Annotated in this window: 21 protein-coding genes; 9 read left to right on the forward strand and 12 right to left on the reverse strand. The window is 53.3% G+C overall.

The genetic code is table 11. The annotated features are described in order from the left end of the window. A partial coding sequence (locus B3F49_RS00990) for an RpiB/LacA/LacB family sugar-phosphate isomerase (protein ID WP_293908595.1) occupies positions 1 to 339 on the reverse strand: 339 nt, incomplete at its 3' end. 113 nt (positions 340 to 452) lie between these two features. On the opposite strand from B3F49_RS00990, the gene B3F49_RS00995 reads away from it, so the two are divergent. Then, positions 453 to 2,087 (forward strand): putative manganese-dependent inorganic diphosphatase, encoded by a 1,635-nt coding sequence (locus B3F49_RS00995; RefSeq protein ID WP_293894630.1) that lies wholly within the window; start codon positions 453 to 455, stop codon positions 2,085 to 2,087. A gap of 2 nt (positions 2,088 to 2,089) precedes the next feature. Here B3F49_RS00995 and B3F49_RS01000 read toward each other — a convergent pair whose 3' ends face one another. From B3F49_RS01000 to B3F49_RS01020, 5 genes are all read right to left on the reverse strand, one after another. Then, entirely contained in the window at positions 2,090 to 4,117 is a 2,028-nt protein-coding gene (locus B3F49_RS01000) for a RelA/SpoT family protein (RefSeq protein WP_293894628.1), read from the reverse strand. Further along, the gene (gene prmC / locus B3F49_RS01005) at positions 4,102 to 4,959 is read right to left on the reverse strand and encodes a peptide chain release factor N(5)-glutamine methyltransferase (protein ID WP_293908596.1); all 858 of its coding nucleotides are present in this window, start codon (positions 4,957 to 4,959) and stop codon (positions 4,102 to 4,104) included. The genes B3F49_RS01000 and prmC overlap by 16 nt, the downstream gene beginning before the upstream one ends. Before the next feature lie 4 nt (positions 4,960 to 4,963). Next, positions 4,964 to 6,028 (reverse strand): peptide chain release factor 1, encoded by a 1,065-nt coding sequence (gene prfA / locus B3F49_RS01010; RefSeq protein ID WP_293894623.1) that lies wholly within the window; start codon positions 6,026 to 6,028, stop codon positions 4,964 to 4,966. 54 nt (positions 6,029 to 6,082) lie between these two features. Beyond that, a complete protein-coding gene (locus B3F49_RS01015) occupies positions 6,083 to 7,444 on the reverse strand; it encodes an MFS transporter (RefSeq protein WP_293908597.1) in 1,362 nt (453 codons plus the stop codon). 66 nt (positions 7,445 to 7,510) lie between these two features. After that, complete coding sequence (locus B3F49_RS01020) at positions 7,511 to 8,116, reverse strand: helix-turn-helix domain-containing protein (RefSeq protein ID WP_293894617.1); 606 nt, start codon at positions 8,114 to 8,116, stop codon at positions 7,511 to 7,513. Between the two features lie 85 nt (positions 8,117 to 8,201). On the opposite strand from B3F49_RS01020, the gene B3F49_RS01025 reads away from it, so the two are divergent. Continuing rightward, positions 8,202 to 9,152, forward strand: coding sequence for an NAD-dependent epimerase/dehydratase family protein (locus B3F49_RS01025; protein ID WP_293908598.1), 951 nt, complete (start codon positions 8,202 to 8,204; stop codon positions 9,150 to 9,152). After that, positions 9,149 to 10,333 carry a glycine C-acetyltransferase gene (locus B3F49_RS01030; RefSeq protein ID WP_293894611.1) on the forward strand — a complete coding sequence of 395 codons (1,185 nt, stop codon included), beginning with the start codon at positions 9,149 to 9,151 and terminating at the stop codon, positions 10,331 to 10,333. The genes B3F49_RS01025 and B3F49_RS01030 overlap by 4 nt, the downstream gene beginning before the upstream one ends. Here B3F49_RS01030 and sbcB read toward each other — a convergent pair. Beyond that, entirely contained in the window at positions 10,330 to 11,745 is a 1,416-nt protein-coding gene (sbcB, locus tag B3F49_RS01035; protein WP_293908599.1) for an exodeoxyribonuclease I, read from the reverse strand. The genes B3F49_RS01030 and sbcB overlap by 4 nt on opposite strands. Before the next feature lie 96 nt (positions 11,746 to 11,841). On the opposite strand from sbcB, the gene B3F49_RS01040 reads away from it, so the two are divergent. Genes B3F49_RS01040 through B3F49_RS01050 form a run of 3 tightly spaced genes read left to right on the forward strand, consistent with a single transcriptional unit; the run spans position 11,842 to position 14,239 of the window. Further along, the gene (locus B3F49_RS01040; protein WP_293908600.1) at positions 11,842 to 12,456 is read left to right on the forward strand and encodes a hypothetical protein; all 615 of its coding nucleotides are present in this window, start codon (positions 11,842 to 11,844) and stop codon (positions 12,454 to 12,456) included. Positions 12,457 to 12,486: 30 nt separating this feature from the next. After that, positions 12,487 to 13,797, forward strand: coding sequence for a hexokinase family protein (locus tag B3F49_RS01045; RefSeq protein WP_293908601.1), 1,311 nt, complete (start codon positions 12,487 to 12,489; stop codon positions 13,795 to 13,797). A gap of 13 nt (positions 13,798 to 13,810) precedes the next feature. Next, positions 13,811 to 14,239, forward strand: coding sequence for a very short patch repair endonuclease (locus tag B3F49_RS01050; protein WP_293894600.1), 429 nt, complete (start codon positions 13,811 to 13,813; stop codon positions 14,237 to 14,239). Here the strand turns inward: B3F49_RS01050 and B3F49_RS01055 are convergent. Then, the gene (locus tag B3F49_RS01055; protein WP_293908602.1) at positions 14,236 to 16,137 is read right to left on the reverse strand and encodes a phosphoglucomutase; all 1,902 of its coding nucleotides are present in this window, start codon (positions 16,135 to 16,137) and stop codon (positions 14,236 to 14,238) included. The genes B3F49_RS01050 and B3F49_RS01055 overlap by 4 nt on opposite strands. Positions 16,138 to 16,204: 67 nt before the next feature. On the opposite strand from B3F49_RS01055, the gene B3F49_RS01060 reads away from it, so the two are divergent. Together B3F49_RS01060 and B3F49_RS01065 are read left to right on the forward strand one after the other, a co-directional pair. Then, positions 16,205 to 17,020, forward strand: a complete 816-nt coding sequence (locus B3F49_RS01060) for a pyridoxamine kinase (protein WP_293908603.1) — start codon at positions 16,205 to 16,207, stop codon at positions 17,018 to 17,020. Between the two features lie 8 nt (positions 17,021 to 17,028). Beyond that, complete coding sequence (locus tag B3F49_RS01065) at positions 17,029 to 17,697, forward strand: 5'-methylthioadenosine/S-adenosylhomocysteine nucleosidase (RefSeq protein ID WP_293908604.1); 669 nt, start codon at positions 17,029 to 17,031, stop codon at positions 17,695 to 17,697. Here the strand turns inward: B3F49_RS01065 and B3F49_RS01070 are convergent. Beyond that, positions 17,652 to 18,059 carry a hypothetical protein gene (locus B3F49_RS01070; RefSeq protein WP_293894591.1) on the reverse strand — a complete coding sequence of 136 codons (408 nt, stop codon included), beginning with the start codon at positions 18,057 to 18,059 and terminating at the stop codon, positions 17,652 to 17,654. The genes B3F49_RS01065 and B3F49_RS01070 overlap by 46 nt on opposite strands. Next, positions 18,056 to 19,339: a patatin-like phospholipase family protein gene (locus B3F49_RS01075; protein WP_293894588.1), complete on the reverse strand. Its 1,284-nt coding sequence runs from the start codon at positions 19,337 to 19,339 to the stop codon at positions 18,056 to 18,058. The genes B3F49_RS01070 and B3F49_RS01075 overlap by 4 nt, the downstream gene beginning before the upstream one ends. Positions 19,340 to 19,515: 176 nt before the next feature. On the opposite strand from B3F49_RS01075, the gene B3F49_RS01080 reads away from it, so the two are divergent. Further along, positions 19,516 to 20,490, forward strand: a complete 975-nt coding sequence (locus B3F49_RS01080; RefSeq protein WP_293908605.1) for a radical SAM protein — start codon at positions 19,516 to 19,518, stop codon at positions 20,488 to 20,490. Here B3F49_RS01080 and pyrH read toward each other — a convergent pair. Further along, the gene (gene pyrH, locus B3F49_RS01085; RefSeq protein ID WP_293908606.1) at positions 20,468 to 21,169 is read right to left on the reverse strand and encodes a UMP kinase; all 702 of its coding nucleotides are present in this window, start codon (positions 21,167 to 21,169) and stop codon (positions 20,468 to 20,470) included. The two genes, B3F49_RS01080 and pyrH, sit on opposite strands and share 23 nt — an antisense overlap. A gap of 103 nt (positions 21,170 to 21,272) precedes the next feature. Continuing rightward, a partial coding sequence (locus B3F49_RS01090) for a hypothetical protein (protein ID WP_293908607.1) occupies positions 21,273 to 21,757 on the reverse strand: 485 nt, incomplete at its 5' end.

Raw genomic sequence — 21,757 nt, forward strand, 5'->3', positions numbered from 1 at the left:
GTAGTTGATTCTCCCGCCGAACGCGATGAAGTTTGCATTGTTGTGCTTTTTGGCCATGGCTGCAGCATAGCTGTTCTGCGGCAGGGCGCATCGGATTCCTTCGACCTTGTTGGCGCTGATGGAGATGCCTATCCCGGTTCCGCACAAGAGTATGCCGAAGTCATAACCTCCCTTTTTGTACTCTTCGCAGGCAGCTTTTGCCATATCCGGATAATCGACTGAGTCGTTGGTCTTGACACCCAGGTAATTGACCTCGTACCCGATTTTCTTCAGGTAATCATCAAAAATGGTTGCAAGTTCAACAGCCCCATGATCATTTGCTAGTACTACACTTGGCATGTTCGTCATCCTCCATACCTGATGGTACTCCATTCGGGAGCTTCTGGCTAGCGTGTTTTCCGTTGTAAGTCTTGCACAACTAGGGTAAGATGTGGCATCGAGAGGAGTGTGACGTGGCTGAGATTTATGTGATCGGGCACCGGAATCCCGATATGGACAGCATCTGCGCTGCCTACAGTTATGCCTATCTGAAAAATAAGGTCGATCCTGGCAACACCTATATCCCTGTTCGTTGCGGAAGTCTCAATGATGCCACCAAGGCACAGTTTGAAAGACTCGGTGTCGCTCCTCCTCCCTTCATCAAGGATGTTCGCACGAAGGTGAGCAGCGTCACCAGGAAAGCCGACTCGGTGGTGCAGGTCGACGACCCGGTCTATACCCTTGTCTCCTTTTATGGGACTTCCAGCCGCTCTTCCGTCGTTCCCGTAATGGAGGGTGAGAAGTATCGCGGCCTGCTCAGCGTCGACGAGGTAAGCAGTTTCATCCTCAAGGAGAACAGCGGCAAGCGGCCGCTGTACCACTTCGTGGTTGATAATTTCCCCAAGGTGCTGAAGGGTTCTTTTTTAAGGAAAGGAGAGAGCAAGAGCTTCTCGGCACCCATCATGGTCGGAGCGATGCGCTATGTGGTGTTCTGCAGGCATATGGAGGCCCTTCAAGGCCAAGCTCCGATTTTGGTGGTTGGTGATAGGGAAGACCATATTAAAAAAGCTATCGAACTGCAAATTCCGGCTATTGTTCTTACTGGTATCGAACATGAAGTCACCAGCAATGTCGATTGGGACTCCTACCGTGGTACGGTATTCGTAAGTGCATTGGATACTGCCGAAACCTTGCGGCTTCTGCGCTTGAGCGTCCCGGTGGTCCAGCTAATGGTCCAAGATCCCCCAAGCCTTCAGGCCGACACCCTGTTCGAAGAAGCCAGGGACATCCTGGCCGAGAGTGAATTCCGCGGCCTTCCTGTTTTTGATGGAAAGACCTACACAGGGTTTGTCACACGCCGTTGTTTTTTGCGCAAGCCGAAAACCAAGCTGATCATGGTGGACCACAATGAGACCGAGCAGGGCGTGGAGGGACTGGAGGAGGCGGAGGTGGTGGAAATCATCGATCATCACCGCCTCGGCGCGGCAAAGACACGCAACCCTATTTTCATCTATTGTGAACCACTCGGTTCGACTTGTACCATCATATACAAGCTCTTCAACCGAAACGGCGTCCCCATCACGACCGAGGTGGCAAAAGTCCTGCTCAGCGGCATTATCAGCGATACCATCATGCTCAAGAGCCCGACCACCACGTTCGAGGATTACACTGCAGTCCAGGACTTGCTGGCCCTCGCACAAGTTGCCGACATGGTGAGCTTCGGACAAACCATGTTTGCAAGCGGTGCTTCCCTTGCCAAGGAGAATCCCCGCAAGATGTTGGAGTCCGATTTCAAGAAATACAGGGAACTGGGCGTAACCTTCGGAATCGGTCAGTGCGAGGTCACCACCCTCAGTGATGTGGATGACTACAAGGCTTCCTATCTTGCCGAGCTGGACAAGCTGAAGGTTGAGCACAACCTCGATTGGGCGATGTTCCTGATAACCGACGTCGTTCGGGAGAACAGCGTCCTCTTGATGACGAGCATGCCGATTGCTGAGCGCAAGCTTGCCTACAAGAAGGAGAGCGAAGGAAAATTCCTGCTTTCCGGGGTGCTGTCACGAAAGAAGCAGCTCCTGCCGGAGATCCTTCGGGTGCTGGAGGAGTAGGGTTACTTGATCTCCGCAATGGTGTTGATCGAGGGAATGGTCTTGAGGTTCTTGATGATTTTCTTGAAGTCTTCCTCACGCTCGACTTCCATGGTGAAGGTGCCCATCAATTTGCCTTCCTCGTCATCGAACAGGCGTCCTTCAATGAGGTGGCCCTTGAACTTGCGCAGCGTACCTTCGATTTCTCCGAACAAGTCGTAGGTGCGCTTGCTGGTTACGCTGAAGCGTTTGGTGAGCTTGGGAAACTCCGTCTCCCACTCCACCTCGATCGAACGGTCGACGATTTCGCTCATGTTCTTGAGGTTCGGACAATCGCGCTTGTGTACAATGATGCCCCGTCCCCTGCTGATGTATCCCACAATGTCATCGCCTCGGACAGGCGAGCAGCACTGTGCGATGTGAATCATCATATTCTTCTCATCACCGACACGGAACTTCATCCGTTTCGCATCGACGACCTGGCGTACAATGGTTTCGTCATCCATGACCGTGACGGGCGGCTGCGGCTCGAGCTTTCCAGGCGGTTCCACTACCTTGCGCTTGGCGATGATGTCCTTGTCGATGAGGATGTTTTCATCATACTTGTTCAGCCACGCCTTGATTTTTTTGCGCGCGCTGTTTGTTTGGGCGTAGCGCAGCCACTGCAGGTGGGGTCTCGCGTTTGGACTGGTCAAAATTTCAATGACTTGGGTGTTCTTAAGGGGAGCGTTGAGCGGGATGATCGACCCATCGGCTTTCGCCCCGGTGGTGTGATTGCCGACTTCGGTATGAATCTGATAGGCGAAGTCCAACGCCGTTGCGTTGGCCGGAAGCTCGACAATGTGGCCTTGCGGGGTGAACACATAGATGGTGTCTTTCAGCAGTTCTCCCTTGATGTCATCCATATACGATTCACTGGTCTCGATTTCATTCGACCAGGTCTTCAGCTTGCTGATGATCTTGGAGAACTGCTCGTTGTCCATCTTGGACCACGAACCGCTGTCGCTGCCTGTCTCGGCCTTATAGGACCAGTGGGCGGCGACACCGTACTCGGCGGTGAAATGCATCTCCTTGGTCCTGATCTGGATTTCCAGCAGCTTGCCGTCCAACGCCATGACGGTTGTATGGAGGCTTTGGTAGTTGTTCGCCTTGGGCATGGCGATGTAGTCCTTGAATCGCCCTTCAATCGGGGGCCACAGGCGGTGCACAACCCCGAGGATCGTGTAGCATTCGGTGACAGTGTTGCAGAGGATTCGAACGCCGAGGATATCGAATATCTCATCGATTTCCTTCTTGCGCTTCTTCATCTTCATGTAGATCGAGTAGGTGTGCTTTGCACGGCTTGTGACGATGATGTCACTGAGGTTTGCATCACCGCAGGCTCGGTATATGGATTTCTCAATCCTGCTCAGGTATGCTTTCTGTTCGCTCTTTTTGGAGAGCAGGTACTCTTGTATGTAGTTGAAAGTATCGGGCTTGAGAATCTTCAAGCTGAGGTCCTCAAGCTCGTCCTTGAGCCAGGAGATGCCGAGCCGGTCGGCAAGCGGGGCGAAAATATCCAGCGTGTCGCCGGCGATCTCCCGAGCTCTCTCCGGGTTGAGATGCTGCAACGTACGCATGTTGTGAAGCTTGTCGGCAAGCTTGATGATGATGACCCTGATGTCCTTGCTCATGGCGAAGAACATCTTGCGGATGGTCTCAGCCTCGGCCAAGCTCTTATTCATCGTCTTGAGGTTGGCTATCTTGGTCTCACCCTCGACCATATCGGCTACACTCTGGCCGAAAAGCTCTTTCAGTTCCTCATAGGTGGTGGCGGTATCCTCAAGGGTGTCGTGGAGAAGTCCTGCACAGATGGTATCGGCATCCATCTTCAACTGAATCAGGATCTCCCCTACAGCCAAGGGGTGGATGATGTAGGGCTCCCCGCTGGCTCTTTTCTGGTTCTCATGTTTGCCCGCCGCAAACGTGGCGGCAGCCAGGAATTTCTCCTGGTCGGTCTTGGAATACTTGAAGGCTTTTTGGATGAATCGTTCGATCAGCTGTTCGTACATGCAAGGACCCCCCATACGACTCGATCGCGCCCTGACAAGTCGCGCTCAATTCTTACATCGCTGAATCGACGTGAAGCAAGGAGTGCCGCGACATCCTCCGCCTGCCGATAATCACACTCCAAGAACAAGGCTCCACCGGCCGCAAGGTGGTTCACACTCTCATCGACCAGCGTCCTGATGAGAGCAAGCCCGTCCTCATGAAAGCCTTCAAGAGCAAGCCTTGGCTCCCACCGCACCTCTTGGGAAACTTCGTCGCACCACGAGGTTGTGAGATAGGGTGGGTTGCTGACGATGATATCATAGTTTGCATCGGTAGGGGAGAGCAGATTCCCTTGCAGGATTGTCACTGGCTTGGTGAGCAGGCGCTTTGCATTCTCCCTTGCGACGGCCAAGGCCCCTTCGCTGATGTCGCAGAGCGTTATCTCGGCGTCCAGTTCAAGTGCCAAGGTTATGCCGATGCATCCACTGCCGGTGCATACATCGATGATTGAAGGTGCGCGATACCTTTTCCTGGAGTACCCGATGACTGCCTCTATGAGGGTTTCTGTGTCGGGGCGGGGTATGAGCACCCGCTCATCGACGAAAAAGTCACGCCCGAAGAACTCCTTGCTTTCGAGGATGTAGGCCATCGGCTTGTGCTGGAGACGCTCGTCACGAATCGAGGCAAGTTCTTCCAATTGGGAATCGGAAAGCTTTCGATCGTAGAGAAGAATCTGTTTGGCTTGGTCCAAACCCGTTGCCTTCTGGAGCAGAAGTCGTGCATCAAGGTCGCACGTGGAACCCAGCCCCGCCGTCTTGAGCAAAGCGGCGGTTTCAACTTTCCACGCTTGGATGGTCTGCACTGTATCAACCTTCCTTCAAGGCAGCCTCACCGGCGGCGATTTTCAGCGCTTCGATCACCTCGTCAAGCTGACCTGCCATGATGAGCTCAAGCTTGTACAGTGTAAGGTTGATACGATGATCGGTAAGTCTGTTCTGGGGGAAATTGTACGTCCTGATGCGTTCGCTGCGGTCACCGCTGCCGACTTGATTCTTTCTAGCTTCGGCCCGTTCCCGGTTTTTCTTCTCTTCCTCCAGGTCATAGAGGCGTGAGCGAAGCACCCGCAAGGCCTTGGCCCTGTTCTTGATCTGGCTCTTCTCATCCTGGCAGATAACCACCAATCCGGTGGGGAGGTGGGTCATCCTTACTGCACTGTCGGTTGTGTTGACACACTGCCCGCCGGGGCCTCCTGCACGCATGACGTCGATCTTCAAATCCTCTTGGCGGATTTCAATATCGGTCTCTTCCGCTTCGGGAAGGACTGCAACGGTGACGGCGCTGGTATGAATTCTTCCCCCGTTTTCAGTCTCGGGGACTCGTTGGACACGGTGCACCCCGCTTTCCCACCTCAGCGAACCATAGACATCCTTTCCACTGATGGAAACGACCAGCTCCTTGTATCCCCCGATACCGGTTTCATTGGAGGAGAGAATCTCCATTTTCCAACCCTTCGCATCGGCATAATGAGAATACATTCTGTACAGGTCCGCAGCAAACAGGGCGGCCTCTTCGCCACCGGTTCCGGCACGGATTTCCATGATGATGTCCTTGCCTTCCAAGGGATCGGGGGGTATGAGCAGAACCTTGGTTTTCTGTTCGCACACGACCAGTTCCTTTTCAAGCTCATGAAGTTCTTCGCGGGTCATCTCCAGCATTTCCTGATCAGTCTCATCCTTCATGAGCTGATGTGCTTCATTGATCTGGGTATTCAATGAGCGCATCAACCTCAACTGGTCGATGATGGGAGCAAGATGCGATCGCTCCTGGTTGAGGCTTTTATAAAGTTTCATGTCCTGCATGGTTTCAGGACGGCTTAGTTTATCGTCTATTTCTGCGAGTTGTTTCTCATACTCGGGCAGTTTCTTCAGCATTCGTCTCTCCTACAAGTAAAGTATACAAAACCGCTGGCTCTTTGCATAGCGTTGCTAGATATCCAGTTGGGAGAGTGCAAGACGATTCTTTTCGATCTGGTCGGCATCGAGCCGGTTCATCCTAAGAAAGAGCAATCCTCCCAGCAGGAAAAACACGGCGGGAATGAGTCCCATATGCAGTCGTATTCCCCACCGTGCCGACTCGGTTATGAGCTGGTCGTCAAAGCCGGTGAGCTTGTGCACCACAAAGAATACGATGGCCTGGCTTGCATAGCTGAAACGCATGAAAAATGCCCTGATACCCAAGACGACCCCATCATCACGGCGCTTTTGCTCAACTACCAGGCTATCGATGACATCGGCCATGGCCGGGCTCATGAAGGTCCAGAACCCGCCAAAACCAAGACCCCAGAGTGTCATGCCAACGATGAAGGAACCAGCATTGGGAAGAAAAGTGAGCGGCAGGGCAAAGAGGGCGAGGGCAAAACTGGAGAGAATGAGCATGCGCTGATTGTTCTTGATCTTCTTGGCGATACGGGTCCACAAAAGGATGGAGAGCAGGGTGCCGACAAGCATGCCGGCGAAAATCGGGGTGGCCTGCGTGCTTTTGCCTCCCAGTACATACTTGACCACATAGTTGACGCTGGCGGTCATCAGCATGCACCCGCTTTGGTAGCAGAACAAGAGGATTACGAAAGCAAGCAGATTGCGGTTTTTCAGTGCCTTGCGCATTTGGCTGAAAAAGGGAGGAGCCTCTTTGGTGTGTTGCTCGGAAAACCGGTTGATCATCTGCTTGGTCTCAGAGACACCATAGCTCAAACCCAAGGTGCACGCTATGCTGATTGCTGCAATGACGATGGCGCAAACTTGATAACTTGCCCTTACTCCATAGGAGAAAAAGAGCGGTGGGATAATGAACCCGGCGGCAATACCCAGTACGCCGATGCCCGTTCCGATGGCGGCTGTGGTGGTCCTCTCCTTGTCGGTGCGGAACTTGTCAGGATACAAGCTCTGATAGTTGACTTCCCACAGGGAATACAGGCCGTCGTACAGGCAGATGGTGATGACCATCCACAGAAAGACGGGCAAAGGCTGTTTTTTTGCATCCCAGGATGCGGGCACTGAAAAAATCATGATGAAAGCGAGGCTGCAAAGCACCAAGCCGCCCATGATCCAGACAAACCGCCTGCCGAATTTTTTGGACAACGGTGCCGTCTTGTTCGTCATATAACCGATGATCGGGTCGTTGACGGCATTCCAAACCGAATAAATCACTGTAGCCAGGGCGGCATACGCACCTGACAAGCCCACTTCGGTCTCATAGAACATGAATACAATCGATCCAAACGCCCCGGTGAGAAACTCGGCGATGAACTTGCCCATCCCGTAGGAAACCATGATGCCTTTCTTGACCATATGTGATGCCCTTCCTCTTCTTTTCCTTATACCGTAGAGAGAGGGGTGTGTCAAAGCAAAAGAGGGTTATCGCTTGTCGACTGTGAATCGCACCACCATGTGTACGGTTGCCGGCTGGTTGCTCTCATTGGTTATAGAGTGTTCGATATCGCAGTGATAGACCAAAAAATCACCTTTCTTGATCTCGGCGACATTCTCCCCGACCTGTACTTTCACAGCTCCCTTTACTACGGTCAAGAATTCCTGGGTGCCGGGGTAGTGGGGTTCACTTGCGAGCTTGCTGTGAGGTTCGAAGGTGAGCAGGTACATCTCCAGCTCCTCGACCATGTTCAAGGGACTGAGGATGCGGATGGAGACTCCATTGTCACGGGTCTCCATTTTGGGGGCATCGTCGCCGGCGGGATTGAGACTGAACACCCTCTTGGGCTGGTCGTCGGTATCGAGCAAGTCGTTGAGCTCAACATTCAGGCCGCGGGCTATCTTCCAAACGGTAGCTACGGTAGGATTGACCTTGTCGGATTCTATCTGGCTGAGCATGGCCTTGGAGACACCTGAACGCTCAGAGAGCACATTGAGGGTAAGTTTGCGGCTGCTGCGTATCCGTTGGATGTTTTTGCCGATCATCGGAGGGTTTTCCATCTCACTGCTCCTGCTGGGTAAAAAGTTTGACATAGTGAATTAGGTTTATTATAATGAACATGTTCATTGTAAGCCGGGTTGTCTGCCTTGTCAAGAAAAGCGCTCGTCGGAGGTCGCTATGAAGAACATCCTGATCATCGGTTCATTGGGCCAATTGGGCTCTGAAATAGCTTTGGAGTGTCGCAAACGATACGGCGATGACCATGTCGTACTGACCGATATCCGCAATGATGTCAACAAACCTTTGGTGGAAGGCGGGCCTTTCTATCTTGTTGACGCCCGCGATGGACAGAGTGTGGATGCGATTGTCAAGAAACATGTTATCGACACCATCTACCATTTGGCTGCAGTACTTTCTGCAAGGGCGGAGAAAGATCCCCTGAATGCCTGGAATCTGAACATAGGAGGCTTGATCGCCACCCTCGAGGTTGCCAAAGCCAACGGTTGTGCGGTTTTCACCCCCTCCTCGATCGGGGCTTTCGGCCCGACCACCCCCAAGCAGTTTACACCCCAGGATACAATCCAGCGGCCGACATCGATTTATGGAGTCACCAAGGTCGCCGGCGAGCTTCTTTGTGACTACTACTACCACAAATTCGATGTCGACACCCGTGGCATCCGCTTTCCCGGGGTCATCAGCAATCTTACACCCCCGGGAGGAGGAACCACCGACTATGCAGTAGAAATCTACTACGAGGCGGTCAAGAACCACCACTATACGTGTTTCCTTCGCGGAGACACCTACCTCGATATGATTTACATGCCCGACGCGGTACAAGCAGCCATCCAGATCATGGAAGCCAATCCCGCCAGGCTGCGCCATCGCAATGCATTCAACATCGCTGCCATGAGCTTCTGTCCCGAAGAACAGGCTGCCTACATCCGTACGCATATTCCTGATTTTACCATCAGCTATGATATCGATCCGGTCAAGCAGGCCATCGCCGACTCTTGGCCTGACAGTCTGGAAGACTATGCCGCCCGGGTTGAGTGGGATTGGAAACCCCGATACGACCTGGCGACCATGACAGCGGACATGCTGGCTACCATCCAAAGGAGGGGTGTATGAACGAATCAGTGCGACAGGAACTACAGCAGTTCTTTGCAGAGCAGGAACGTCAGGGACTGCTCAAAAAGGAACGGGTGCTAGCAAGCCCCCAAGGCCGCAGCATCGAGGTTCAGGGAAGAAAGGTTTTGAATTTTTGTGCAAACAATTACCTCGGCCTCTCTGATAACAAGGAAGTCATCCAAGCTGCCAAGGACGCCATGGACAAGTGGGGCTATGGACTCTCCTCGGTGAGGTTCATCTGCGGCACCCAAGCATTGCACAAGGATTTGGAAAGGCGCATCAGCTCCTTTCTGGGAACCGACGATACGATTTTGTTCTCCTCCTGTTTCGATGCAAACGGCGCCCTGTTCGAACCGCTGTTGGGCGCGGAGGATGCAGTCATCAGCGACGAGCTGAACCATGCATCGATCATTGACGGCATCAGGTTGTGCAAGGCCCAGCGCTTTGTGTACAAGCACAGCGATATGCAAAGCCTGAAAGAGTGCCTCGAGCAGAGCCGGCAATGCAGGCGCCGCCTCATTGCAACCGACGGGGTGTTCTCCATGGACGGGGATGTCGCCAAACTCGCAGACATTTGTGCACTGGCAAAGGAGTTTGATGCCCTGGTGATGGTTGATGACTCACATGCAACGGGATACTTGGGTCCTACAGGACGTGGAAGTGTGGAACTGTGCTCAGTGGAAGGCCAGGTGGACCTGATCACCACCACCTTCGGGAAAGCCTGCGGAGGAGCGAGCGGTGGTTGCATCTCAGGCAACCAGCTGCTGATCGACCTCTATCGCCAGCGAGCCCGGCCGTACCTGTTCTCCAACACGCTCGCTCCTGCCATTTGCGGCGGGACGCTCAAGGTTTTGGATATCCTGGAGCAGGGGAACTCCTATAAGGACCTGACCATGCGCAATGCCAGGCACTTCCGCACCCTCATGGAAGCAGCGGGTTTTGACCTGGTCAAAGGAGAGACCGCCATTGTACCGGTCATGGTATATGATGAGAACAAGGCGGTTGCTATGGCCGACGCCCTGCTTGGGCGGGGTATCTACGTCATTGGATTCTGTTATCCGGTCGTTCCCCAGGGAAGGGCGAGGATCAGGGTGCAGCTGTCGGCCGTCCATACCCAAGAGGATATTGAGACAGCCGTCGACGCCTTCGTGTCGGTAGCCAAACAGATGAAGCTGCTCTAGCCGAAGATCCGTTGCTCCAGTTCTTCCCCATACCTCTTCAAATCGGCAAGTACGCGTTTCTCCTCGGCTGAGATTTCCGTACTTGCCAATTTTTCTTCAATCTTTCGCTTGAAGAAATTCCAGTTCATCTTTATGCTACCCGGCGGGTTGAGGGTGCGATTTGCACAAAAACTTCTCCACTTGCGTTTCTGCTCATCATTGAGGACTTCACTCCAGTTGCGTCCCACATGCCTGAACAGCATGGGTGCCACCCGGTTGTCCTCAAAGTCAAGGTGCAACGAAAGCTTCTCCTTGGGCTCTGCCTGGCGGATGATGTTGAACCGTTTCTGGTCGGCATCACCGAAGAACCGGTCATAGAGCTGGAAGTCCACATCGTCGACGCCCTCATACGTTTCGACGACATTTCGGGCTGTCATGAGCAGTTTTGGTTGATTGATGATCTGCTGGTGCCTATAGAGGGCCAGATTCTTGTCGATTCCCAGTTTGATGGCCAGTTGGTCGGTCAGGACGTTCAACGGGGAGACAAACGGACACTTGTTGATCGAGAGGGTGAACACACCTTCGGTTTTCAACAGCGTCTCTTCGGTTGCCTGCAGCAAAGGAGCAGTATCCTTGCTCAAATCGAAACAGATGATGGCGTTTGCGTTGCTCTTCATGTGGGTGATGGGAGTGATGAGACGTGAACAACCCTCATTCTTGCTGAAGAACGCCGCGGTGTAGAGCACCGGATCGCCGAACGGAGTCTGCACAATCTTTTTTACCTGTGTTTTTTTGCGCAAGGCGAAATAATAGTTGTACAACTTGGGCTGCTTCTCCTTGATCAGGGCGGCAATGGCGATGGTGGCCCGCACATCGACCAGGGCGTCATGGGCCCCGACCTGCTCGATATTATTGGCTTCGGTCAAGGCAACCAGGCGGAAGGTTGGATTGCCGGTCTCCTCCTTGCGGGGAGGCCAGATGATTCCTTCGGGCCTGAGGTCGTATGCCGCACGCACCAAATCGATGATATCCCAGCGGCTGCAATTGTTGTCCCACTCGCGCTTGTAGGGGTCGAGAAAATTACGGTAGAGGGCATTGCGGATGAACTCATCGTCAAATCGGATGGTGTTGAAACCTGCTGTGACGGTGTTGGGTTTGGAAAACTCGGCATTGATGCGCTCGATCAGATCACTTTCGCAGAGGCCTTTCTTGTTCACCTCCTGCGGCGTGATCGAGGTTATGGTACAGGAGAGCGGGTCGGGCAGGTAGTCGTCGCTGAGTTTGCAGTACAGGACTATGGGCTCCCCGATAGGATTGAGGTCGAGATCGGTACGCTGGCCTGCGAACTGTGCAATTCGGTCGTACCTGCTGTCCAGGCCGAAGGTTTCCAAGTCATACCAGAAGATGGTTGTTTGGTTCGAATGGTAACTCATGCACTGATTGTACCACATTCACCTCGCTCTGTCTTTTTTCTCTGTTCTGGTTGTTCTCTTTGTATCCGTAGCTTATGATACCAAAAAAGGACAATCATGAAAGCAGCCCTGATTCTCATTCTGATAAGTCTAGCAATGCCGTTGGGAGCGAAGAATCCTACCGCCAATGATGTTACCGTGGCCATTGCGGCTATTACCGACTCCGCCATCTGCAACATCGCAGCCTTCTTGAACTCACCGCCCTTGGAATTGCCGGGTTCCACCTTGCATTTCAGGGCCAATGAATCGCTTCCCAATCTTTTGACTTTTCAGAATTCGGATATCGGTACCTATCTTGCGGTATTCATGAGAACCCGCCAACCGAACCCTTCCTTCTTTACAAGCCTGCTCAACTCTGCACGAGGGCCGCTCAATGATATAGCGATTCAGTATCTGACAGTTCATCAGTGGGAAGTGGGTCATGCAGTCCTCAAAGGAGCGATGGTCACCCAGTGGGGTGAAGGGGCAAACCTTTCCGGCCTGATGGCCGATGTGGTGACCAGCGGGAAAATTCCGGCCATCACCGTGGTGACCGATGTGACGGTACAAGGAAGAAGAGTGAGCACCCCTGTTCGTGTTGAGGGTACTTTTATGTTACACTCCGACGAAGAGGGATACTTTGCGGTAAAACCGCTCGCATTAAAAATCAATGGTGAGGAGAAGGGTGTGTAGGTCCGCCCTCATCTCCAAAAAGGAGAGATCATGTCCGATTGCGTCCAGAAGACCACAGCATTTCTTACCAAGTGGGGAATAGATCCTGCATCAGTCGATATGAAGGCATTGCTTGCAACATTTCTGAGCGAGATGGAGAAGGGTCTTGAGCAGGAGAGCGGCAGCTCCCTGAAAATGATTCCAACCTACACCGAGGTGGCGCTCACGCTAGCCAAGGGCGAGCCTGTGATCGTCCTGGATGCAGGTGGAACGAATTTACGGACTTGTCTGGTCACCTTCGATGCACAGGGCAAGGCTCTTATTGAGGATTTCAAGAAGGTTTCGATGCCCGGGGTGAAGGAAGAGGTGAGCGCCCGGCAGTTTTTCAGCACCCTTGCCGATGAGGTGGAGCGGCTGATCGACAAGAGCGACAAGATTGGATTTTGCTTCTCCTATGCAGCTGCCATCACGCAAGACCATGATGGAATCCCCTTGGTCTTCTCCAAGGAGATCAAGGCGCCCGAGGTAATCGGAAAGAAGGTGGGGGCCGGCATGCTCGCTGAACTGGAAAGACGCGGCTACGATGTATCAAGGAAGAAGGTGGCGGTTCTCAATGACACGGTCGCCACCCTGCTTGCCGGCCAGAGTGCTGCAGGCGATATCCCCTACAGCGGCTTCATCGGATTCATCCTTGGTACCGGCACCAATACCGCCTATGTAGAACGAAACAGCAATATCTCCAAGCTCGGACTGTTTGATGGAAAGAGCCAGATCATCAACATCGAGTCGGGGAATTTCGACTTCTGCCCCGGCAGGCTCGACCGTGAATATTTTGACTCCACCAAGCAGCCCGAACAGTATCATCTGGAGAAGATGATCAGCGGAGCCTACCTCGGTCCGTTGAGCACCCTGGTCATTCAGAAGGCGATCGCCGAAGGCGTGCTCAGTGCAACGTTTGCCAAGCGGTTCGAGCAACTGGGTACGGTCAGTACGACGGTGATGAGCAATTACCTTGAAATGCCGTTCAATACGAACTATGCCTTGGTTGCCTGCACTGATGGCAACGAGGACGATGCAATCGCCTTGTGGATGATCATCGACGCAGTCATTGCCCGTGCTGCCAAACTCACTGCTGCAAATCTTGCCGCCACCGTGCTCAAGAGCGGAGCGGGAACCGATCCCAGAAAGCCGGTGTGCATCAATGCAGACGGCACCACCTTCTACAAGACCGAGTATCTGAAACAGTATACCGAATACTACCTGCACACCTATCTGCAGCTTGAGCACAAGCGTTACTACCGCTTTGTGCGCATCGACGATTCTCCTACCATCGGGGCTGCCATCGCCGGCTTGAGCCTGTAGCGGGAGGCCGGTCGTGAGCGATTGTTTTTCCGTCGAGAAACGAAGCAGGATCATGGCCGGCATCAAGGCAAAGGATACCAAGGCGGAATTGGCCGTGCGCACCTTCCTTTTCCGCCAAGGGTTTCGCTATCGCATCCACGATACCCGCCTACCAGGGAAACCTGATATTGTACTTCCCAAATACAAGACCGTGATTTTCATCAACGGCTGTTTTTGGCACGCCCATCAAGGATGCAAGCATTTCACACTTCCCAAGACAAACCGTCCGTTTTGGGAACAAAAGCTTCTGAGAAACAGGGAGCGTGACCAATATGTGCTTGCATCACTGCTTCAGATGGGGTACCACGTATTGGTGGTTTGGGAGTGTGAACTTTCACCACCCGCCCGCAGGGAGGAGACACTTTTGGGTCTTGCAAATGAGATCTGGCAGGCTGAAGGCTAGGCTTCGTCGGCTCGCTGGATCAGGCTGCGATGCCATGCAAGCAGATACTCATACCGGCTCTCATCATCCCCTTGACAGTCGACAACCACTCGAAACACCGGTTCGGTCTTGCTGCCGCGCATCCACAGATAGTCGGTGATCACTCCATCCTTGTTCTTGAGGGCCACCTTGTACCCTCCATTGAATGCACCGTGGCGGAAGGCTTCACCCATCCCTTCATAGCTGTTCGTTCCCTCGGTCTGAAAGATGGTGTAGGAGCAGATACCCATCGCTGATAGTTCGTTCTTGCGTAGTTCCCAATCACTGAGAAACAAGACCTCGTACCGATTCTTGAGAATCCGATGGCTTTGCTTTACCTGCATTTTCCCTTCCTTGGAGAAGGAGCCTGTAGTGGTGTAGACCGGAAGGCTGGCGATCAGGCTGTCCAGCGTGATGAATCGGGGGACTTGTTTGCCGAGAGCGAGAAACCAAAGCTTGGCGATATCGCGGTTCCTTAAAAGTTTGACCAAGCTGAGCAGGGTGTTCAATGGATCGCGAACCTTGGCCGGGTGGGTGATATTCCCTCCGTTCGAGCCTTCCCCAAGCACCGGTACCAGATACCCTTGCTCCCGCTTCATCCTGGCAAGTTCCACAACATTCGCCTCTCCCACTTCGCAGCGGAAGGCTTCCGCATCGAAGGCTTGGGCAATGTGCTCGATGCGCATGGAAGTCGGACCGTTCACTACGGTGGCCAAAAGCTTCTCCGGATTCTGCAACCTCGTCTGCGAGAGTTCTGCAAGCACCACCAAGGCGAATACGCTTTGGGCTTCCAGGATGTGTGCCTTGCCGCTCTGCTCGGAGATATATACAAGGTTGCCTCGGTCCCCATCGTTGTCGGGTACATAGCCGAGACGGTATGAATGATCCTTTGCATACAGCTCTTCGAGGGTGGTTCTGCACAGTTCGAGGTTTTCGCCTTCGGGGACGATGGCATGGACCACATCCCCCGGCCGATTGTTGATCAACATGACCTTCAAGCCAAGAGAGGAGAGCAGATGCTTGTCGATGCTGGCAGATCGTGCACTGCCGTTGAGCTCGCCCAGTACCGAGAGCGCTTCCTTCTGATGTGCCTGCAGCAAGCCCTGGCGGAAGCGGTCGTGGTCCGAAGCATCCGTACTTTTGGCCGCCGTGGTCAGGACAAAGGTCTCATAGCGCTCAAGGCTCCTTGTACGTTCATAATCCACCTGCTCCAAGACCTTCCGATACAACGTTGGATCCATGGTTTCGGTAAGGTGCTGCAGGTAAGATGGGGCTCCGCTCTCCTGTGTCAGTATGTCTTTGTAGATTTCGGCGAGCTCATCAGCCTCTGCAAGGGAGTATACTCCTCCATCCTTGCCGAACTTGAAGCCGTTGTGCCCGATCGGGTTGTGGCTTGCCGAGACATAGAAGAATGCGTCGGCTTCGTTTGGATGGAGATTGCAGTCCGCCATGATCTGGGGGGCTGCACAGATGAACAGATAGCGCACCTTGCACCCCAAGGCGGTGAGGGTGCGACAGACGATATCACCAAGGATTCGACCTGTGGGCCTGGCATCGAGGCCGACAAGAATGGTTGTTTGTATCTCGGAATTTGCATATTTTCCGGTACGTACCGCTTCCTTCTGTGCAGAGGGCACACCGAGCTTGCGGGCAAGGGCAAGCGCTGCAAGTGCAGTCAGCATCGCAGAAGGGTTGCTTACTTCACAGCCTGCATCCTCTTCATCGCCGCTTTTCGCAAATACTTTCCGCCAGCCCGAGGAAGAAAGAATCATGGTCGATAGTTCTTGGTGCAACTCTGTTTGGGAAGGCAGGGGGAAGGCCAGAGGATTGATCTGGTCATCGGCGATGATTATATGATGCATACTGTCATAGAAAAGCATAGATACCTCCACTACGCCGAGTATAGCATATATTGCCTAGTTTGCAGATGTGCGGTAGTGTGGATTCATGCAACCCACCTGTGCCGCCATCCACGATTTGAGCTGTTATGCAAAGAGCTCGCTGACCGTTGTCCTGCCTGTTCTAGAGGTGATGGGAGTTGAAGCGTGTCCGCTTCCCACCGCCCTGCTGTCCAGCCAGACCGATGGGTTTTCTTCCTATTATTTCAGGGATACGAGTGCTGACATCGAGGGGATTCTCGATGCGTGGAAAAATCTTGGCCTGCGCTTTGATGCAATCTACTCAGGCTTTCTCGGGAGCGCCGACCAGGTCGCTTTGATCAAGCAGTTCATTCAGGACCAGCCTGCTGCCCTGACCCTTGTCGACCCGGTTCTCGGCGACGGTGGAAGTTTGTATGGACCGGTTACCGACCAGCAGGTGACAGCCATGCAGCAGTTGGTTTGCTGTGCCGACGTCATCACCCCCAACACCACCGAAGCGGCGCTGTTGCTCGGCCGTCCGTATCAAGAACAATTCGAGACAGGGACCGCGCTGGCGTGGGCAAGGGAACTTGCTCTTGCCACTGGTTCCAAGGTTGCCATCACCAGTGTTCCCTGCCGGGAGGCAAACGTGGTTGCCTGTTATGCAGACGGAGCCTCATACGTGGTGCCCTACCAGAGATTCAATGCTTCCTACCCTGGGTGCGGGGATTTGTTCGCCAGCCTGCTCTTGGGATTCCTGCTTGGTAAGGAGTCCTTCCAAAGTGCTGTCGAGCTTGCCGTCTCTTTCACCTCTAAGGCGATTGAAAGAACAATAGAGGCGGGCTATGAGACGCGTCATGGGATTTCTGTTTCACCTGTACTTGTCGAACTGGCAAAAAGATAGAAAGCCATATGAAAGCTGATGTCCTGGTGCTTGGTGCAACAAAACGAGAATTGGAAGGAGTGCTAACAAAGCTGGGTGAGCCGCTTGTGCTCGCAGGCCGTGAAGTTGTTGGGCTTACCCTCGGTGTGGGAAAGGTGCAAAGCGCCCTGGCCGCCATGCAAGCTGTCCAAACCTATGCTCCCTCTTCGGTTGTGCTGCTCGGGTATGCAGGGGCGATCGATGCAGGACTGGCAATCGGGGATGGGTTTGTAGCGACAAAGGTGGTACAGTACGACTTGGACCTTCGCGCCTTTGCTCTTCAGCGAGGCCAGACCTTCGATGAAAATTCCAAGGTTGCGGCCTCTACCATCGATCTTTATGCTCCAGCGCTGTCCGGTTTCAAGCAAGTGGTTTTGGGCACGGCGGACCGGTTTCTGCTTCGCTCCTATCGCGAACAGAATCCATATCTCTCTGAAGAGTTGGGCCTTCAGGCAAGCGATATGGAAGGCTTTGCTGTTGCACGGGCATGCCAGGTGCTTGGATTGCCTTGCAGCATTCTCAAGGTTGTCAGCGATGACGGGCTTGGCCGTCGTCCAAAGGACTTCAAGCGTTTTGTAAGGCAGGCTGACGAATGTTTGAGGATGGGTTTGGCTCAATTGCTGGAATTGCCCAGCGAGAAATCACCAACGAGCTTATAGACGTTGCCGTCCCGTTTCACCTCGATCTTCCGATCGGGAAAATAGGTGGGGATGATCGAGCGCAGATACGCTATGGCCGATCGCTCGATGGCCTTTCGGTCTTCCTGCTTGACTGTCGAAAGCGTGCGGATTTCCACCGAAACCAAGTAGCCGCGGCCGTGGTCGCTGCCATAGCCCAGGGTGAACTGCGTCCCGGTGGAGAAGAGCCCGTCGTAGGCGACGCTTGCCGCTTTTCCCCTTGCCGGCCTGTTCGGATGCAAAGGATAGCGGTCTCCGTAGGTATCCTCGAGATAGTGGTCAAGATCGTCGCACAACCTGCGCAGGACTGCCTCAAGCTCAATCTGCTTGGGGTGGGAGCTCATACGGTTCGCTCCCGTGTCGGGGTTTCTTCAATCTGGTAGCGCTGCAAAAACGAGTAGTAGGAGGACAGTGCTGGACTGTCATCAACGGGTGGCTCTTGCGGGGAAGGCAGCTGCTGTTGGGGCGGTGCGACTTCCTTGGGACCGAGTGTGAGCTGGTCGAAGCTTGTTCTTGCTGCTAAAAGCTTGGCATATTCGCGAATGCTCTCTTGATGCTCCTCGTAGATTTTTTCGGCTCCCTTGCTCATTGAGGCAAGTGCGAGCGTGCTGGTTGCATCCAGCTTGTACTCTTCACCAAGCTTTCCATGGATCCTGGTATAGGAAAGGTCCGGTATCTGCCGGGCGATGTGGTCGACGACCTGCATCTGTGCTGTAGCATAGATTTTCTGGATGGGGGCTCCCTTTGCAGGGTCGATCCAGCCTATCACGCCGGTACCTGCACCGCTGACGGTAAAGGTGAAATCACTGCTGGCTGTGGATAAGGAGAGGATGTGAAACTTTTTGGCATTCGGGTAGAGACGCTTGGCCTCCGTATAGGCGTAGAGGCATGGATTATTCGCCACTACGCCGCCATCGATGAAGGTCTGCATGGTGAGTTCCTGACGGTCGTACAGGTATGCGGGCCTGAAAAAAGTCGGGGCTGCGCTGGTCGCCCTTGCTGCTTCCCAAAACAGAAAGCCGTGCGAATCGCTTGAGCTCATGACAAAGGGCCTTCCGGTGGAAGCTTCATAACACATCACCATGGTCGGTACGACGGCATCCGAGAGCGGGATATCCTTGAACGTCTGCTTTAAAAACCGTTCCAAAGGCTCGCAATCATATTTATCGATGAAAATCTGGCTGAAAATCCGTCCTTGGTTTTTAGGGAAAATTTGCTTGCCATGTTTGAGGTACAGGGTTTGGAGGGTGTTGGTATCTACTCCAAACGGCAGTGTTCCAGAAAGGCTCTCCTTTCCCCGCTGCCTGCGCAGTCGCTGCAAAAAAGTCTGTTCTTCCTGCCGGTAGATATAGGAGATGTACCTGGTGTCGGCAATCAAATTGGTCCTTTCCACCGGTGCGCTGAGGGCCAGGGCAAGCAAGCCCCCGGTGGAAGTTCCTGCTATCAAATCAAAATGGGCATAGAGCGGTCGGTTGTCACCCATCTCCTCTAGCAAGGCCGAAAGTTTGGCAAGCAGAACCGAGGGTACAATCCCGCGCATCCCGCCTCCATCGATGGAGAGGATGTAACGTTCTTCCTCTTTGTTTTGTAGAGGAGTGCGTTTCAGGAAATCTCGTAATGCCATGCCATAAGAGTGATGAATTTGTGCTGTTGGGTCAAGCGTTTCGATACAGCTGTCCATTACTTACCTATACTATACGATATAACCAGTCCTAATACGGAATAATATAGAGGTATATAAAAAATATGGCGGTGCAGGGACTCTATGCATGAACGTTGCCTTTTCGGTACACTGCGTTCATGAATATGGTGATGGAAAAACAGGTGATGGACGCGTACCGGCCCTGTACTCTCTGCCCGATTAGGTGCAAGGTCGATAGACTTGCAAAACAGAAGGGAAGATGCAGCCAGACATCCGACGTGAGGGTGGCTTGGGCAGGGCTGCACAAAGGCGAGGAACCCCCCATCACCGGAGAGAAGGGGTCCGGCATGATTTTCTTCAGCGGTTGCCCCCTCATGTGTGCCTACTGCCAGAATCATCAGATTTCCACTGCAGCGCAGCCCATAGGCATTGAGTTGAGCATTGAGGAGCTGGCTGTCATCATGCTGGAGCTGCAGGGGATGGGAGCGACCAACCTCAACATGGTAACCGGTACTCATTTCATCCCTTCAATCATCGAGGCACTGCGCCTTGCCCGTTCAAAGGGCTTGGAGCTGGATGTCGTATGGAACAGTTCAGGGTTCGAGTCGATTGAGGGTTTGGCCCTGATCGATCCCTATGTCGATGTGTATCTGATCGATGTGAAAACCCTGGATCCTGATGTTGGTGCAACCTTCTGCGGTTTGAGACGTTATGCCGATGATATTCTGCCGGTCATGGAATTTCTCAAGCAAAGGCATCCTGCCACCTATGTGGATGAGAAGGGCAACCTCAAAGGCTTGTTGGTTCGGCATTTGGTCTTTCCAACAGCCATACAGGCCAGCTTTACCGTCCTTGAGTACTTTGCCCGGGAGTTGAAGGAGTGTGCCTATCTCTCCTTGATGGTGCAGTTTGAGCCTCCCCTGGGAAATGCATCATTCCCCCCTATCAGTGAAGAAGAGTATGATGCTCTGCTCTCGGCACTTGAGAATTTGGGAATCGAGGAAGGCTTTGTGCAGGAGTTGGGGGAGAATGTCTCCTGGATACCTGATTTTACCCAGGAGAATCCTTTCCCGCAGGATTTTGCATCACCCCTGCCGTATTTCTTGTCGCTTAAGCGTTCTCGTCACCAATAACCGTACCCAGGAACGGCCTTCCATAGAGAATGTCCATGGTGTTCCGGATGTTCCTTCCGTCGGCGCAGACAACCTTCATGTGCATCTTTTCGGCACGCTTGCTGGCAATCGGATCGAAAGGAGTGCTTTTGCCGGGAGTCCATTGATTACCCACCATCGTTCTATAGTCTGCCCAGCTGATCGAATCCAGAGGCTTTGCATCGGGATTCTTCTTCGGGTCGTCGGTATAGACCTTGGCGATATTGCTGAGGTTGATGATGAGCCTGCCTTCAAAGCGCTCCGCCAGGATGACCGCATCGTTGTCGGTTGAGAAGCCGGGCTTCCAACCGGCGGCAACCAAAACCTGCCCCCGGAAATTAATATGTCCGGTCGGGTCGGTGATGAGGTTGTCGGTACAGAAATCACTAAGCATCGCTTTGACCAGCTGGCCGTTGATGTGGGTCGCACGGATACCCAGCCAATCGAGCTCTTCGCTGTCGACATCCTCCCGGATTTCCCTCATCGCTTGCTGATACACCCTTGCCGGGGATCCTCCTCCGCATACCAAGATGATTTTCCTGCTCCTGTCTTCAATCAAGTATGTTCTGAGAGCCTCATTGAGCTGCCTGAGAAAGGCGGTGTCCACCTTGTCCGGTGCAATGATGGATCCTCCAAGTGAAATGACTGCCAAATTGTTCATTGAATCCTCCGTCCTGCATCGTACCAGATTTGTGCAACGCTCTCAATCATTGGTTGGCGTTTGCCTATCAATTCAGGACCCCAGATCTCGCTTCTCGCATAGCCTATTCTGTTGTTTCGGGCACCTCGAGTATCTCCACCAAGTCCTCCGGTTCAAGCCTGAATGGAGACCCTTTGCCTTCAAAAAAGCAATGGTCGGCGATGAAGTGGATGTGCAGGTCGGTGTAGACGATTGATCTGCCGGTCTTCTTGTTCACAACCGTCGTATTGATCTTCCCGTACATGCCTTTTCCTCCGAAGGGGGAGGGCAGAAGACCTCGTACGGAATCAACCTTCACATCGAACGCATTATCTACAGAGATAAACTCGCCGAGCCCTCCGAGGCCCAATTCCCTGAAATACTCCATGCGTTCGGCTATTGCCTTGCAGGTTGTCTTCAATCTGCTGACCGTCATGCTGTCGCTGGCAATGATATCGACAAGGTTGCGCGTATCATCACCGAGGAACCCATCCAAGGTGATGACACCTTTCTTCATCTGCTGCTGAATCTTATCATACTCGGGCGTCTGCTTCATCATCGGCTCCTTGT

The organism is Sphaerochaeta sp. UBA5836 (assembly GCF_002432845.1).
In the GTDB taxonomy this organism is placed as follows: Bacteria; Spirochaetota; Spirochaetia; order Sphaerochaetales; family Sphaerochaetaceae; genus Sphaerochaeta.

What these genes read in the sequence shown, in the direction of transcription:
- B3F49_RS01000 (WP_293894628.1), bottom strand. Translation starts at nt 4,117, where the DNA reads ATGTACGAACAGCTGATCGAACGATTCATCCAAAAAGCCTTCAAGTAT.
- prfA (WP_293894623.1), bottom strand. Translation starts at nt 6,028, where the DNA reads ATGCTGAAGAAACTGCCCGAGTATGAGAAACAACTCGCAGAAATAGAC.
- B3F49_RS01015 (WP_293908597.1), bottom strand. Translation starts at nt 7,444, where the DNA reads ATGGTCAAGAAAGGCATCATGGTTTCCTACGGGATGGGCAAGTTCATC.
- B3F49_RS01020 (WP_293894617.1), bottom strand. Translation starts at nt 8,116, where the DNA reads ATGTCAAACTTTTTACCCAGCAGGAGCAGTGAGATGGAAAACCCTCCG.
- B3F49_RS01025 (WP_293908598.1), top strand. Translation starts at nt 8,202, where the DNA reads ATGAAGAACATCCTGATCATCGGTTCATTGGGCCAATTGGGCTCTGAA.
- B3F49_RS01030 (WP_293894611.1), top strand. Translation starts at nt 9,149, where the DNA reads ATGAACGAATCAGTGCGACAGGAACTACAGCAGTTCTTTGCAGAGCAG.
- sbcB (WP_293908599.1), bottom strand. Translation starts at nt 11,745, where the DNA reads ATGAGTTACCATTCGAACCAAACAACCATCTTCTGGTATGACTTGGAA.
- B3F49_RS01040 (WP_293908600.1), top strand. Translation starts at nt 11,842, where the DNA reads ATGAAAGCAGCCCTGATTCTCATTCTGATAAGTCTAGCAATGCCGTTG.
- B3F49_RS01045 (WP_293908601.1), top strand. Translation starts at nt 12,487, where the DNA reads ATGTCCGATTGCGTCCAGAAGACCACAGCATTTCTTACCAAGTGGGGA.
- B3F49_RS01055 (WP_293908602.1), bottom strand. Translation starts at nt 16,137, where the DNA reads ATGCTTTTCTATGACAGTATGCATCATATAATCATCGCCGATGACCAG.
- B3F49_RS01060 (WP_293908603.1), top strand. Translation starts at nt 16,205, where the DNA reads ATGCAACCCACCTGTGCCGCCATCCACGATTTGAGCTGTTATGCAAAG.
- B3F49_RS01065 (WP_293908604.1), top strand. Translation starts at nt 17,029, where the DNA reads ATGAAAGCTGATGTCCTGGTGCTTGGTGCAACAAAACGAGAATTGGAA.
- B3F49_RS01070 (WP_293894591.1), bottom strand. Translation starts at nt 18,059, where the DNA reads ATGAGCTCCCACCCCAAGCAGATTGAGCTTGAGGCAGTCCTGCGCAGG.
- B3F49_RS01075 (WP_293894588.1), bottom strand. Translation starts at nt 19,339, where the DNA reads ATGGCATTACGAGATTTCCTGAAACGCACTCCTCTACAAAACAAAGAG.
- B3F49_RS01080 (WP_293908605.1), top strand. Translation starts at nt 19,516, where the DNA reads ATGAATATGGTGATGGAAAAACAGGTGATGGACGCGTACCGGCCCTGT.
- pyrH (WP_293908606.1), bottom strand. Translation starts at nt 21,169, where the DNA reads ATGAACAATTTGGCAGTCATTTCACTTGGAGGATCCATCATTGCACCG.